Source organism: Sphingomonas sp. 37zxx, assembly GCF_000786205.1.
In the GTDB taxonomy this organism is placed as follows: Bacteria; Pseudomonadota; Alphaproteobacteria; order Sphingomonadales; family Sphingomonadaceae; genus Sphingomonas.
The window spans coordinates 58,792-72,206 of the sequence record NZ_JROH01000012.1; the positions used below are offsets into that span (position 1 = coordinate 58,792).

The 13,415-nt window shown below is 67.5% G+C and carries 15 protein-coding genes; 3 read left to right on the top strand and 12 right to left on the bottom strand.

The genetic code is table 11. The annotated features are described in order from the left end of the window. Nucleotides 1-15 precede the first annotated feature (15 nt). Genes QU44_RS07740 through QU44_RS07765 form a run of 6 tightly spaced genes read right to left on the bottom strand, consistent with a single transcriptional unit; the run spans nucleotide 16 to nucleotide 4,964 of the window. The gene (locus QU44_RS07740) at nucleotides 16-510 is read right to left on the bottom strand and encodes a nucleoside deaminase (RefSeq protein WP_033921341.1); all 495 of its coding nucleotides are present in this window, start codon (nucleotides 508-510) and stop codon (nucleotides 16-18) included. 40 nt (nucleotides 511-550) lie between these two features. Beyond that, nucleotides 551-1,696, bottom strand: coding sequence for an aminotransferase class V-fold PLP-dependent enzyme (locus tag QU44_RS07745; RefSeq protein WP_156141016.1), 1,146 nt, complete (start codon nucleotides 1,694-1,696; stop codon nucleotides 551-553). Further along, nucleotides 1,693-2,451, bottom strand: coding sequence for a tryptophan 2,3-dioxygenase (locus QU44_RS07750; protein WP_033921343.1), 759 nt, complete (start codon nucleotides 2,449-2,451; stop codon nucleotides 1,693-1,695). The genes QU44_RS07745 and QU44_RS07750 overlap by 4 nt, the downstream gene beginning before the upstream one ends. 46 nt (nucleotides 2,452-2,497) lie before the next feature. Then, nucleotides 2,498-3,382 carry a general secretion pathway protein GspK gene (locus QU44_RS07755; protein ID WP_231621659.1) on the bottom strand — a complete coding sequence of 295 codons (885 nt, stop codon included), beginning with the start codon at nucleotides 3,380-3,382 and terminating at the stop codon, nucleotides 2,498-2,500. Beyond that, nucleotides 3,379-3,945: a type II secretion system protein GspJ gene (locus QU44_RS07760; protein WP_443018083.1), complete on the bottom strand. Its 567-nt coding sequence runs from the start codon at nucleotides 3,943-3,945 to the stop codon at nucleotides 3,379-3,381. The genes QU44_RS07755 and QU44_RS07760 overlap by 4 nt, the downstream gene beginning before the upstream one ends. 53 nt (nucleotides 3,946-3,998) lie before the next feature. Further along, nucleotides 3,999-4,964 (bottom strand): ABC transporter substrate-binding protein, encoded by a 966-nt coding sequence (locus tag QU44_RS07765; protein WP_231621660.1) that lies wholly within the window; start codon nucleotides 4,962-4,964, stop codon nucleotides 3,999-4,001. Between the two features lie 14 nt (nucleotides 4,965-4,978). Between QU44_RS07765 and gspN the strand changes: the two genes are divergently transcribed. Then, nucleotides 4,979-5,770 (top strand): type II secretion system protein N, encoded by a 792-nt coding sequence (gspN, locus tag QU44_RS07770; protein WP_231621661.1) that lies wholly within the window; start codon nucleotides 4,979-4,981, stop codon nucleotides 5,768-5,770. 143 nt (nucleotides 5,771-5,913) lie between these two features. Here the strand turns inward: gspN and QU44_RS07775 are convergent, their stop codons facing one another. The 3 genes from QU44_RS07775 to QU44_RS07785 all read right to left on the bottom strand — a co-directional run bounded on the left by QU44_RS07775 (nucleotide 5,914) and on the right by QU44_RS07785 (nucleotide 9,185). After that, nucleotides 5,914-7,140 carry a type II secretion system F family protein gene (locus tag QU44_RS07775; RefSeq protein WP_033921346.1) on the bottom strand — a complete coding sequence of 409 codons (1,227 nt, stop codon included), beginning with the start codon at nucleotides 7,138-7,140 and terminating at the stop codon, nucleotides 5,914-5,916. A gap of 128 nt (nucleotides 7,141-7,268) precedes the next feature. Then, nucleotides 7,269-8,075, bottom strand: a complete 807-nt coding sequence (locus QU44_RS07780; RefSeq protein ID WP_033921347.1) for a DUF1206 domain-containing protein — start codon at nucleotides 8,073-8,075, stop codon at nucleotides 7,269-7,271. Nucleotides 8,076-8,138: 63 nt separating this feature from the next. Further along, a complete protein-coding gene (locus tag QU44_RS07785; RefSeq protein ID WP_033921385.1) occupies nucleotides 8,139-9,185 on the bottom strand; it encodes an NAD(P)H-binding protein in 1,047 nt (348 codons plus the stop codon). A 250-nt stretch (nucleotides 9,186-9,435) separates the two neighbouring features. Here QU44_RS07785 and QU44_RS07790 point away from each other — a divergent pair, with 250 nt between their 5' ends. Together QU44_RS07790 and QU44_RS07795 are read left to right on the top strand one after the other, a co-directional pair. After that, nucleotides 9,436-9,750, top strand: a complete 315-nt coding sequence (locus QU44_RS07790) for a TfoX/Sxy family protein (RefSeq protein ID WP_156141018.1) — start codon at nucleotides 9,436-9,438, stop codon at nucleotides 9,748-9,750. Nucleotides 9,751-9,759: 9 nt separating this feature from the next. Further along, nucleotides 9,760-10,095 (top strand): VOC family protein, encoded by a 336-nt coding sequence (locus QU44_RS07795; protein ID WP_033921348.1) that lies wholly within the window; start codon nucleotides 9,760-9,762, stop codon nucleotides 10,093-10,095. A 189-nt stretch (nucleotides 10,096-10,284) separates the two neighbouring features. Here QU44_RS07795 and gspE read toward each other — a convergent pair whose 3' ends face one another. From gspE to gspL, 3 genes are read right to left on the bottom strand one after another with little or no spacing between them, the layout of a single operon-like run. After that, nucleotides 10,285-11,787: a type II secretion system ATPase GspE gene (gene gspE, locus QU44_RS07800; protein WP_052134468.1), complete on the bottom strand. Its 1,503-nt coding sequence runs from the start codon at nucleotides 11,785-11,787 to the stop codon at nucleotides 10,285-10,287. After that, nucleotides 11,784-12,281: a type II secretion system protein GspM gene (gene gspM, locus QU44_RS07805; RefSeq protein WP_033921349.1), complete on the bottom strand. Its 498-nt coding sequence runs from the start codon at nucleotides 12,279-12,281 to the stop codon at nucleotides 11,784-11,786. Before gspM ends, gspE begins: the two co-directional genes overlap by 4 nt. Continuing rightward, nucleotides 12,278-13,369 carry a type II secretion system protein GspL gene (gene gspL, locus QU44_RS07810; protein ID WP_033921389.1) on the bottom strand — a complete coding sequence of 364 codons (1,092 nt, stop codon included), beginning with the start codon at nucleotides 13,367-13,369 and terminating at the stop codon, nucleotides 12,278-12,280. The genes gspM and gspL overlap by 4 nt, the downstream gene beginning before the upstream one ends. Nucleotides 13,370-13,415 lie beyond the last annotated feature (46 nt).

The window sequence follows — 13,415 nt, forward strand, 5'->3', positions numbered from 1 at the left end:
ACAACGGCGGCTGAATCAGATGTTGCCCTGCTCGTCGACCGGCACGTCATCATCGGGACCGAAGTAAAGCTTGGCACATTGCGCGGCGAGCACCCCGCCCTCGATCGACAGATCGTCGCGCCAGGCGTCGCGGATGAAATCGATCGTGTCGATCTGGCGATCCTCGAAATACATCGGATGTACGTCCTCGCGCCCGGCACCGAAGACGACGCGCCCCAGCTTCGACCAGATCGAGGCCATCGTACACATGCCGCAGGGCTGAAGCGTCGAATAGAGCGTCGCGCCGCGAAGCTCCATGTCGCCGATCGCCGCCCCCGCCGCGCGCATCGCGACGATTTCGGCATGCGCGGTGGCGTCGCAGGTTTCGACGGTTTCGTTGCAGCGCGCGGCCAGCACCTTGCCGTCGCGCACGATGATCGCGGCGATCGGCGTGTCCGATGGGTCGCTGCCCTTGGTCAGCGCCAGCGCAATCGCTTCGCGCATCCAGCGTTCGTCTTGCGGGTCGGGCATATGAAATCCTGTTGCTCCGCCCGCCAACGGCTATCGGCGGTTAAAGCTCCGATGCGATCGCGCAAAAGCAATCAATGTCGCGTTCGTCGTGATACAGGCCAAGCCCGATCCGCAGCACATCGCCCCGCACATCGGTGATAACGTCGCGCGCCGACAGCGCCGCCTGCCAGTCACTGGCATGCGGGCTGCGCAAGGCGATGAAGCGGGCCTGCGCTCCCTTGCCCGGCGGGTTGACCAGTTCGGCATGCCCAAGCGGCGAGCGGCCAAGGCCACCGATCAGCCGATCGCGCAGTGCCGCGACGTGGGCGCTGACGACTCCGGTCGAAATGCCCTCGCGCGCCAGCATGTCGCGGACCGCGACGAAGCGGTACAGTCCCGATGGATCGAAGGTAGCGCCGAGAAACCGGCGTGCATCGGGGGCATAACCGACCTGTTCGGGCGGCAGCGCGAGATCGTCGAACGCGCCGTACCAGCCGGTCGCCACCGGGCGCGGCGCAAAGCCGGCGGGGGCATGGAGAAAGCCGACCCCCTCCCCCGCCATCGCGTATTTATAGCCACCGCTGGTGTAGAAGGCGCGATCGGCAATCGCCGACAGATCGGTCTCAACCGCCATGAAGCCGTGATAGCCGTCGATCAACAGCCACGGTCGTTCGGGTCGCGCGACCTGCGCCAGCGCATCGAACCCGCCGACGATTCGGCCCGTGCCGAACATCACCTGGCTGACGACGATCAGGTCGTGCTCGCCGCTCGCCGCGCGATCGAGCAGCCGGGCTTCGAAACCGTCGCCCACCGGCACCCGCTCGACCACAACTTCTCCAGCTTCGACCCAGCGCAGCGCCTGGCGGGTGAAGCTGTGGAACTCGCCATCGGTGGTGAGGATGCGGATCGGGCGGCGCTCGATCGCCGAGGCGATACGCAGCAGGAAATCATGCGTGTTGCTCGAAAAGCAGACGGTCGAGGGATCGGGCAGGTCCAACTCGTGCGCGACATGCTCCTGCGCCGCAGGCCAGATTTCCTCCATCACCCGCCGCCATTTGCGATCGGCGAGGCGCGCGGCGTCTTCCCATGCCGCTTGCTGGCCAAGCCAACTCGCATCGGGCCACAGATGATGGCTATGTGCCGCCATATGCAGCCGATCGGGTGCGGCGGCGGTCGCGCGCTGGAACAGGTGCTTGTAGCTCGTCACAAAGCGGTCCTCAGCGACCAGAGTTCGGGGAAGGCGCGCTTGGGTAAGGTCGCCTCGAGATAGGAAACGCCGGTGCCGCCGGTGCCCTGTTTATGGCCGATGATCCGCGATACCGTCATGACATGCTTGTGCCGCCAGACCGCAAAGGCTTCGTCGAGATCGACCAGTTTTTCGGCGAGCTGATACAGCGGCCACCATTTGGCTTCTTCGCGATACACTTCGCGCCACGCATCCTCGACGCGGCCGTCGGGGGCATAGGGCGCTGGCCAGTCGCGGGCGAGCGCATCGGCGGGGATTGGCAAGCCGGCGCGGTGCGCGGCGGCATTGGCTTCGTCCCACAGGCTGGGGCGTTCGGCGGCTGCACGGGTGGCGGGGCCGTGGCGCGGGCCGTCGCGAAAGCCCAGCATCACCTCGACGGTGCGGAACTGATCCGACTGGAAGCCCGACGAGGTGCCGAGGACGCGGCGGAAGCGCAGATAGTCGGTCGCGGTCATCGTCTGGAGCACGTCCCACGACAGCGTCATCACCGCCTGGATCCGGCTGACACGCGCCAGCGTCTTGTAGCTTTCGACCAGCCGGTCGGCGCGGATCAGCTCGATTGCCAGACCCAGTTCGTGGATCGTCTGGCGCATCCACAATTCCTTGGTCTGGTGCATGACGATGAACAGGGGTTCGTCGTGATGGTCGGAAATCGGCTGCTGCGCGGCCAGCAACTGGTCGAGCGCGAGATAGCTGTCATAGGTTATGGTGGACATGGGGACAGGCTTACCGCGTCGACGACCGGCTAGAAAGCCTTGCGGATCATGCGGGGGCGACGAAGGCGGGAGCCTCGGGCGGGACCGCGGCGTTGCGCCAGCGTTCGACGGTGACGGTTTCGATGCTGCCATCCTCGCGTCGCCGCCGCTGGATCAGCGCAGCCCCCGATTGCGCGGTGCCGCCGATCGTCGCGCGGGTGCGGACCCAAAAGGTGTTCGACGCAAAGCGCGTGCCCGGCGGCGGGCTGACGTTCTGGTCGCTTAAATCCTTCGGCGTCAGAAAGCCCTGCCGCTTGCGCACCGCGATCAGCCGGTCGACCACTGCGGGATCGTTAAACAGCAACAACAGCATCTCGCGATCGGCGGCATTCAGGTTGATCTGGGTGATGCCGGGCAAGGCGGTGACCAGCCGCTGCAGCCGATCGGCGACCGCCGGCTCGACCCCGGCGAGACGGATCGGGCGAAGATCGGTAACCGGCCCCTGCCCGCGCACATAGGCGATCGCGAGCAGCATCTGTTCCTCGTTAAGCCCCACCTGCCGCGCGATCGTGCTGAACATGATCACCGGCGCAGCCTCGCCCGATCGCAGGCTATTGATGTTGAATCGCCCCTCTGCATCGGCGATCACCAGGTCGAACGTGCCGCCATCGATCGCGATACCGCTTTCCGCAAGCGCGCCCCAGGGTTCGGCGGCGTGATCGACCTGCGGGGCCTCGATCGCGTCGCGGCGAAGCGCCACCAGGGCGGAGACTTCGCCGCCGCGCACGATCGCCAGCGCGCGCGAAGCCTCACGCATCCGCAGCGCACCGTCGAGCGCAAGTTCCTCGCGGTTGACCATCAGCAGCACGAGGCCGGTGGCAATCGCGACGAACAGCAGGACATTGATGAGGATCATGCCCTCTTCGCCGGGCGGCGGCGGCCGCTGAGTCACGGAGCCTGCTCGGGGCGGGCGGGGAGCGCGACGACGCGGCGCAGCGTGCCGCGTCCTTCGATGCCAAGCTCCATTTCGATCGCGCGGGGCCAATCCTCCGCTGCTTCCTCCGACAGCGGCCAGCCTGCGCGCCAGCCGCCGTCTTCGAAGCGGAAGTGCGCGGCGGTGACGCCCGACAGCAGCCGCTGCGGCGCGCCGCCGATCGAGCGCAGCAGCGTGCCGCCTGCGAGCGTATAGCGCACCTCGACCGGCGGGCCGCCGAAGCCGGGGGCGACGCGAGTGAAGATCAGGTCGCGCCCGTTCGAGACGACGCGGCCGCGCGCGATCTGTTCGAGGTCGCTCGACACGACGAACATCGCGCGGCTGACGTTCGAGAGCGAATCGAGCCGGGTGGCGGTTCGGACCTGAACGCCGAGCACGCTGTCGACCAGCGCGAGGCCGGCGACCGCGATGAGCGCGAACAGGCCGAGCGAGATCATCAATTCGAGGAGGGTGAAGCCGGCTTCTCCCCTCCCGCTTGCGGCAGGGCAATTCGCATCACCAGGGACATGGACTAGCGACAGCCCCTCCCCCGACCCCTCCCGCAAGCGGGAGGGGGGAAGAAGAGCCCCTGCCCTCATGCGCCCCGGCTCATCGCGACTTTTTCATAGCCGTCAGGCCCCGCCACGACGATCGCCATGTCGCGCGCCACGCTGCCGTCTTCGCGGAAGCGCAAGGGGCCGGTCGCTGCCGGATAGGCGGGTTCTGCGAGCAGCCCCGCGCGGTCGAGCGTGCTCTTTTCGCGAAGCTGGCGGCAGATCGTGACTGCGTCATAGGCGAGTGCGGCGATCGCGCCGGGGGCACCGCCCATCCGGCCTTCATAGGCGCTGGCAAAGGCGCCGAACGCCACCGGATCGGGGCTGGCGAGCCAGGCACCATCGAGCAGTTCGAGCGACGCCGGGCGATGATCGAGCGCCTGGACGGTGCCGAGCAACTGGATGCCGCTGCCCTTTAGATTGCGCGCCGCCGCCATCATCGTCTCGCCGCCGCCGGGGATCATCACCGCGTCGGGCGCGTCGCCCGCGCCCGGCACGACGCCGCCGGGCAGCACCTCGATCCGCTGGACCGCCATGTTGAGTTCGCCCTGCAACGCTTCGGCGGCAGTGGCGGCGGCGGTGGCCCAGGGGTTGCCGTCGCCGATCACCGCTACCCGCCGGATACCGCGAGTGCGGGCGTAGCGCAGCACCGCGCCGGTTACCTGGGTCGCGGTGATCCCCATCACGAAAGCGCCGGTCGATCGCACGGCGGGGTCGTTCGAGAAGCAGATCACCGGCGCGCGGCCCGCGACCGCCTGCACCACCGGGCCGGCTTCGGCGGCGAGCAATGGGCCAAGCACCATCGCGCATCTGGCCTTCATCGCCGCCAGCGCCGCAGCCTGCGCGCCTACCGGCGTGCCGCCGGTATCGAAAACCATCAGCCGCGAGGGCGTGTTTTCGGCAAGCATGGCGGCGCGCTGCATGCTAAGTCCCAGCGCCGAATGGGGGCCGGTCAGCGGCACCAGCAGGGCGATCGGCCGCTTGTCGGCCTTCTTCGCCGCCAGCAAGGGGGATGCGGCCCATGTCGCCGACGATACGACGAGGGTGGATCGCAGAAAGCGAAGCGCTGCCCGCCGGTTCATCGCCGCTACTCCAGGATACAAGAATTCAGGCACGGCGGCGTATTACGCTGTTCGCCGGCATCGGCATAGCCGCTTACGGCGCGGCGATGGTGGCGACGATGCCCGCCAGCGTGTTCCTGAAGAACAAGCCGTGGCGCACCGGGGTGGCGGGCACGGTGTGGAACGGCGAAGTCGGGGTTGCCGGGGGCAGCGTGGTGGCGTGGCGCTGGGCACCGCTGCGCTCACTGACCAGCCTGGGCTTTGCGGTCGATTGGACCGCCAAGGGGCCGGATAGCGACATGGGTGGTCAGGCGCTGCTGCGCGGCGGCGGGGTGCGGCTCGACCATGTCAGCGGGTCGGCGGATGCGTCGCTTCTGGGCGCGGTGTTTCCCAAGCTACCCTTTGCCTGCCAGTTGACGATGCAAATCGAGCTGCCACGGCTTCGGCTGGGCGGCGAGGGGCAATTGGTCGAGGGCAATGCGACGATCGATCCGGGTAGCTGCTCGGCACGCGCCAAGAGTGCAGCGGTGCCCGGGATCGCCAGCGCGACGCCGGCGATGATCCTGACCGCCGAGCATATCGGCACCGAGAGCCGGATCCGGCTGGCCCCGATCGGCCAGCGGCGGCGGACGCTGATCGACGCGACGCTTAGCGAGGATGGCGGGTATAAGGTGCAGTTGACCAAGGATGGCGCAGCGATGCTGCCGTTTACCGGACTGCCCGCGGGGGTCGGGATCGAGAGCGACTTATAGGGTGGAAAGATTTTAGGCTGATCCATCAGTCGTTTCTTCGTCATTCCCGCGAAGGCGGGAATCCATAACCACCGCACCGGAATATGGATTCCCGCCTTCGCGGGAATGATGAAATAAATGCGTCAGCATCGGACCAACCTGTTCTAAATTGCGACCAGATTGTTGAGGTTGATGATCGGCAGCAGGATCGCCAGCACCATCATCAGCACCAGCCCGCCCATCAGCAGCAGCACCATCGGCTCGACCAAAGCGACCAAGGTGGCGACCAGCCCGTCCAACTCGCGTTCGAGCTCGCCCGAGGCGCGGGCGAGCGCGGGGGCCAAGCGGCCGCTGGCTTCGCCGCTGGCGACGATCGCGACGAGCATCGTCGGGAAGACCCCCGATTCGGCCATCGCCGCGCGCAGGCTTACCCCTTCGCGGACGCGCGCGGCGATGCCCAGCGCCTTGGTGCGGACATGGAGGTTGGGGGTGACCGCTGCGGCGGCCTGCAACGCCTCGACCAGCGGCACCGCGCTGCCGACGAGCGTCGCCAGGCTGCCCGCGAAGCGCGCGGCGTTGAACTGGCGGCTGAAGCGCGCGAACGGTTTGGTCTCGCTGAAAAAACGATGCAGCCGCAGCCGGTTGGAGGGCACGCGCGACCAGCGACCGAACAGCAGGAAGCCGATCGCCGCCGCCAGCAACATATACAGGCCATAATGCTGCAACCCCGCACTGACCGCGATCAGCGCGCGCGTCAGGAACGGCAGCGCGGCCCCGCGCGAGACGAATACGCGGACGATGTCGGGGACGACATAGACCATCAGCAGCGCCATCATCCCGAAGCTGACCGTCGCCAGCAGCGCCGGATAGAGCAATGCCAACTGCATTTTTTGCCCATTGGCCTGGCGCGATTCGACGAATTCGGCGAGGTGATCGAGCACGCTGGGCAGCTTGCCCGATTGTTCGCCCGCCGCAACCGAAGCGCGGTAGAATTCGGGGAATGCCTGTGGCTGTTGCCCCAGCGCGGCGGCGAAGCTGCGCCCATCGAGGATCGCGCCGCGCACGTCGGTGAGCAGCGCCGAAACGGCGGGGACTTCAGACTGCGCCGCGACCAGGCGGACCGATTCCTCGATCGGGATGTCCGATCCCACCAGCGTCGAAATCTGGCGGGTGACGGTCGACAATTGGCGCGCGCTCAGGCCCTTACGGCGAAGCGACGGCAGGCGGAACGACCCGACCGACGGCCCGCGATCATTGGCGGGCTCGACCGAAAGCGGCAGCAGCGCCTGTTCACGCAGCGCCGCGCGCGCGGCGGCGGGGGACGATGCCTCGATCATACCCTTGCGCGATGCGCCGCTGCGATCGGCGGCGCGATAGGCATAGGCGGTCATCGTGCGGCCCCTGTCGCGCTGCGCTGCGGGCGAAGGTTATCGCATGCAATAGGGACAGGGACGGTCATGCGCCGCGTTTAAGCACAACCGGCGCATGGAGGACAGGTTTGTCGATGGGGGCGAAGCTATCAGCCGGGCAGATTGACGTGCATGCGCCGGAAACGCGCTTCGATCAGGCTGTACACCCCGAACAGCGCCAGGCCGATGCCGGTCGCGGCGAGCAGCCATTTGCCGCCGGGCTGCGATTCGAGCGCGGCGAGCGCGTCGGCCATGCCGCCAGCTTGGCTCGCGCGGGACTGCCACGCAGCGACGGTGAAAAAGCCCGCGATGATGAGGAACACCAGCCCGCGCGCGCCATAACCGATCCGGCCCATCGTGCAGACATAGCCGGGTGCCGGCGCATTGCCGCGCAATTCGCTGATGAAGTCGCCCTTATACGCCTTTTTAAACTGCTGGAACGCGGCGACCAGCAGCCCGATCGCGACGGCGGCGACCAGGAAGCGGCCAAGTGGCTGTGTCAGCAGCCACGCGGTCCAGTCGCGCGCGCTTTCGTCGCCGGGCGACGAGCCACCTGCGGAGCCGAGATCGAGCGCCAGCTTGGCGGCGGTCCAGGCGAGGATGACGTGCGCGGTGCCGCTGATCGCGTGGGCGGCGCGCTTGAGATTGCCCTTGCCGTCATGCGCGATCCGTTCGGGATCGGCGATGGCTTCGGTCAGCCGCCAGACGGCATAGCCGAGCAGCCCCGCCGCCACGACCGCCAGCACGATCTGCCCGAACGGCCCGCCCGCCAGCGAGGCGATCGCGCCCTGATTGTCGGCGGCCTGCCCCCCGCCCATCGCGGCGGTGATCGCGAACCAGCCGACCAGCACATACACCAGCCCGCGCGCGGCAAAGCCCAATCGGGCGAGCATGGTGGCGTTGGCATCGGACAGCATCGCGATTTTCCCCTTATCGTTGCGGGGGCTTAACCGGCGGCGGCGCGCGCGGTTCCTGTGCGATCAGAACACCGCGTGATCGCCGCGTTCGGCGCTGGCCTGCCCCGCGAGCAATTGCGCGTGATAGCCGCTGAGCGTCTGGGTGCCGGTCGAGGGGGTGGCGTCGGCGTCGTAGCGACCGGTGTGCGGATCGAGCACGAGCATCGATTCAGTGGCGTAATAGCGCCCGATCCGCGCGAGTTCGGCCTTGGCGGCAAGCGTCGGCGCTATGCGGCCAAGCGCCGACAGCACCGCGATGATCGTATCGAGCAGCTTCACCGGCACCTGGCGGAAGCGTGGCGGGCGGCCGAGCAAGGCGAACAGCGCCTCCCCTTGCTGGCGCGGGGTCTGCGCCGGGCCGGGGCCGCCGATCGGCAGGATGCGGTTCCATCGGCTGGGGTCGTCGAGGCAATCGACCAGATAGGCGGCGAGATCGTCATCGCTGATCGGCTTGCACGCGGTGAGGCTGCCGTCGCCGAACAGCAGATAGGGTTTGCCGCTGCGGACTCGCTCGACCTGCCCCGATAGCGATTTGAAGAAAGCGGTGGGGCGGACGATCGAATAGCGCACGCCTGAGGCGATGAGTTCGGCTTCGAAGGCGAGCTTGGCATGCTGGAAGGCAAGCAGCGGCTTCTGGACGCAGATCGCCGAGAGCTGGATGAAATGCGGGATGCCGGCGGCCTTGGCGGCGGCGAGGGCGTGGATGTGGGCGGCATGGTCGATCGCCCAGGCGTCGGCGGGCGCGCCGGTGCGCGAGGCGAGGCACGAGATGATCGCGTCGAAGCTTTCGTTGGCGATGGCGGCGCTGAGCGCGTCGGGATCGGTGATGTTGCCGTGGCGGAGGATTGGGTTTTGCCCCCCTCCCGTTCGCACTGCGCTTGTGGAAGAGCCGTTCTTTTCTTTGGTGGTATCGGGAGGGAAGTTGGCGTCCACGTCGGGCGTTGCTCTTGGGCGCACGAAGCAGATGGTTTCATATCCGCGTGCCACCAGCGCTCGAACGGTCGCGCGGCCGATGGTGCCGGTGCTGCCGAGGACCAGGATGCGGCGAGGCTGTTGGCTGGGGTGGGTTATTGCATCCTCCTCACTGACCGTTCGCCTCGAGCGTAGATTGGGTCCGTCGCCACACGTCCAACCTGCCAACCCTATTGCAGTCATGAAGTGAAATGCTAGCCTGCCCGGCAAGAAGACAGGGCTGGTAATGTCGTTTGCGGCAACGCCTTCACTGAACAGCCGAGGCCCATGCTATCGGCAGAGCATACCATAAGACCGCAATAAGGAAGTCCCCGGCGTGGCACACGACCCCAAGCTGTTGCAGCCGATTTTGGCCGGCGCGGCACCTCCCGATCTGAATGTCACGTTTCGGCCGATGTTCGGCGGGGTCTTTGCGTATGTCGATGGCAAGCCGTTTGCTTCGCTTTCCGACGTCGGACTGGCCTTGAAGTTTGCTGGCAGCGAGCGCGACGCTTTGCTGGCCGTGCCGGGAGCCGAACCGCTTCGCTACGAAGCCGATCAACCGGCCAGCAAATCCTATGTCGTCGTTCCCGAATCGATGCTGTCGCAGCCGGACCAGCTAAGGTCATGGGTAATCCGCAGCGCTTCAGCCCTGCCCGCGAAACGTGTTCGCAAGCAAGCATAGGAGATCCGCATGGCACGCATCAACTTCATCGAGCTTCCCGCGCGCGACCTTGGCGCGGCCCAGGCGTTCTACGCAGCCGTGTTTGATTGGGAACTGACCAACTTCGGTCCCAGCTATGCATGCACCATGACTGGCGACGTCGACCTCGGGCTACAGGGGGACATGACCGAAGCGCCAACCATGCCCCTGCCGGTGGTACTGGTGGACGACATCGAAGTGGCCCAGACCGCTGTTGAGGGGGCCGGGGGGAGCATCAGCAAGCCGATCTTCGCATTTCCCGGCGGGCGACGCTTTCACTTCCGCGATCCCAACGGGCTTGAACTGGCGATCATGCAGACGGACTAATCGAAAGTCCCACGCATTGCATGACATGCGCATTGTCGGAATTTTTCCGACACGCCCATGTCATCGAAAGTCCGGGAAAATTGCGGTGCCTGTTAGGCTGGTGCCCTATAGCGCGCGTTTTGGATCGGCGTAGCCGCCGCGCGCTTCGCAAAGCTCAGCCCTAGTCAGGACGAACGGTATGCGCGGGTATCACGCCTCATCCCTTACCACCCGCGCGACCTCTTCGACCGTCGTTACCCCTGCCCGCACTTTCGCCACGCCATCGTCGAGCAGCGACGGATTGTCGCCGCCCCTGGCCGCGCGCTCGAGCTCGGCTTCCGAAGCACCGTCGTGGATCATCGCCTGAAAGCGATCGTCGACCGCCACGACTTCGTACAGGCCGGCACGCCCGCGATAGCCGTCGCCATTGCATTCGTCGCAGCCGACCGGACGCCACACCGGGTCGCCAACCGCGAGAACATTGCCCAGCAGCAGCGCGTCGCTGGGGGTCGCGACATCCTCGCGGCGGCAGTGCGGGCATAGCCGGCGGACCAGCCGCTGCGCGCACAGGCCGACGACCATGGGGGCGAGCAGATAGCGCTCTACCCCCATGTCGATCAGCCGGGTCACCGATCCGACCGCCGAATTGGTGTGGAGCGTCGAGAGCACGAAATGGCCGGTCATCGCCGATCGCACTGCGGTCTGCGCGGTTTCCTGGTCGCGGATTTCGCCGACCATGATGACATCGGGGTCCTGGCGCAGGATCGCGCGAAGGCCGCGCGCGAAGGTCATGTCGGTGCGCGGGTTGACCTGCGTCTGGGCGATGCCGGCGAGCTCATATTCGATCGGGTCTTCGACCGTCATCACGTTGCGCCTGCGATCGTTGAGCCGGGTTAGCGCGGTGTAGAGCGTCGTGGTCTTGCCCGAGCCGGTGGGGCCGGTGACCAGCAGGATGCCGTGCGGGCGTTCGAGCAGGCGGGTGAAGACGCTGCGATCACGGTCGCTCATGCCAAGCTTGCCGAGGTCGAGCGTCATGCCGCCGCGTTCGAGCAAGCGCATCACCACGCGCTCGCCATGCTGGGTGGGAATGGTCGAGACGCGCGCGTCGACATCGTGGCCGCCGATCCGCAGCGTCACGCGGCCATCCTGCGGGGTGCGCTTTTCAGCGATGTCGAGCTTGGCCATCACCTTGATCCGGCTGACCAGCAAGGGCGCGAGCGCGCGCTGCGGCTCGACGATGTCGCGCAGCACGCCGTCGATGCGGAAGCGGACGACGAGGCGCTTTTCCTGCGTTTCGACATGGACGTCGGACGCGCCTTCCTTGATCGCTTCGAGCAGCAGCGCGTTGATCAGGCGGATGACAGGCGAATCATCGCGGGTGTCGAGCAGATCGTCGACCGCCGCCGCCGAATCGGCGAGCGCCGCGAGGTCGGTTTCGGTGATCTCGAAATCGGCGGCGTTGGTGCTGCGGTCGCCATAGCCGGCGCTCAACGCGGCGTCGAAAGCGTCGTCGGGCACCGCGACCATCGCCGCGCCGGGAGCGATTCGCTGGATCTCGATCAACGCGTCGAGCGTCACGTCGGCGCGATGGACGCATTCGGTGCCCCCCTGCCCCGCGCGCAGCAGCACGCCGTGCTTGCGGGCAAAACCATAGGGCAGCCGCGCGATCGGCGGCGGGGTGGTGGTTTCGGTGATGATCAGCGTGTCGGTCATGGCGCGAACTCGACCGTGGCGGTGACATGGCCCGGCGTCGGGCGGCGGACGATGTCGGTACGGACGACGCCGAGTGCCGAGGAACGGCTGACTTCGGCGATCCAGCCGACGACATTGTCGTAGCTTGCGTCGGTGACGACGGCGCGGACGCCGCCTTCGATGGGGGTCACTGTGGGAACAAGGCCGAAGCCCTCCGCCGCGCCGGTGACGATCGCTTCGGGCGGGCCTTCGCGGCGGGTGCCACCCGGGGTGAGCGTGCCCGCGGCGCGGATCCGGGCGTTGAGCGTTTCATAGGTGCGGATGTCGGCCTGCGCCTGCGCGCGCGCGGCCTGGATCGGCTTGACGACGCCATAGACCAGCACGACGCCTGCAAGCAGCGCACCGAGCACCGCGACCAGGATGCGCTCGCGCTGGGTCAGCCCGCTCCACCAGCTGTCGAGGCGGAGCAATGCGCCCTCGATCCGGCTGCGTTCGATGATTCGGATCGTCCTCATGCGCCGGTCGCCGTCAATCGGAGGGTGCCGCCGGGGCCTTGCACGACGCGGCCATTGATCCGCGCGTCGGCCAAGGCCGTGGTGATTCGCGCGGCGGTGCCCGGCTGGAGCGGATCGAGGTCGAGGATCAGCGTCGATCCCTCAAAGCGCATCGAGCGGACGGTGATCGCGCTCGCGACCGGGGCGAGCGCGCCCGATACGCGGGTGACCAGCGGCAGGAAGGCGCTGGCGCTGCCGGGTTCGGGGAGCATGTCGGCGACCGAGCCCGCAAGGTCGGCGGCGTTGGTGGGGGTGCCCGGCGCGGCGGTGGCGACGAGCAGCCGCGTCTCATCCTGGCGGCGATCGGCGATCGTCTGGAGCATCAGCGTGTCGGCGAGCGCGATCGAGGCGTGCGCCGCGATGCCGAGACCGATCACCCAGGCGAGGCGGCGGCGATAGCTGGGCACCGCGACTCGGCGGCGGGCATAGAGGCCGGTGCGAAGATCGAGCGCGGGGTTCGCCAGTCGACGCACGAGCGGGGCGTCGCCCATCTCGGCGGGCAGCGCGTCCATATCCTCGGGCAGCAGCGCGCCATAGGAGCGGATCGCGGGGCGGCCGGCGGCGTCCCAGGCGGTTCGCAGGACGGGCGCGGGCAACGCGAAGCCGGTGCCATCGCCCGCGCGCACCACCGCGCGGGTGTCGCCCAATTGCACCGCCCATTCGCCCGGATCGGGCTGTGGCAGCGCGAGCGAGTCGGGAACGATCGCGGCTCCCCCCAGCCCGGCCTCGTCGGCGATCGCCGCCCAGATTTCCATCCTTTCGTGGCGGACGACGCCAACCAGATAGCGTTTGGGGGCGATTTCGGCCCCAAGCACCAGATGCACCGAATCGAGCGAATCGGCGATCATCTCTTCGATCGCGAAGGGCAACGCCTCGATCCGCTTGGCGCGGGTGGGCAGCGGCAGGTCGACCGCGAGCAGCCGCACGTCTTCGCTGGGCACCAGCAAGGTTGCCGGGCCTTCGCCATCGGCTATGGTGACGCCGCCGCCGTCGAGCATCCAGACGCCCGCTGCGGGGCGCTGATCTGCGGAGGTTCGCTGGTGGCTCATGCCGGGGGCGCCATCGATTGTAACATTGCTTTCATGGACCGGTCGC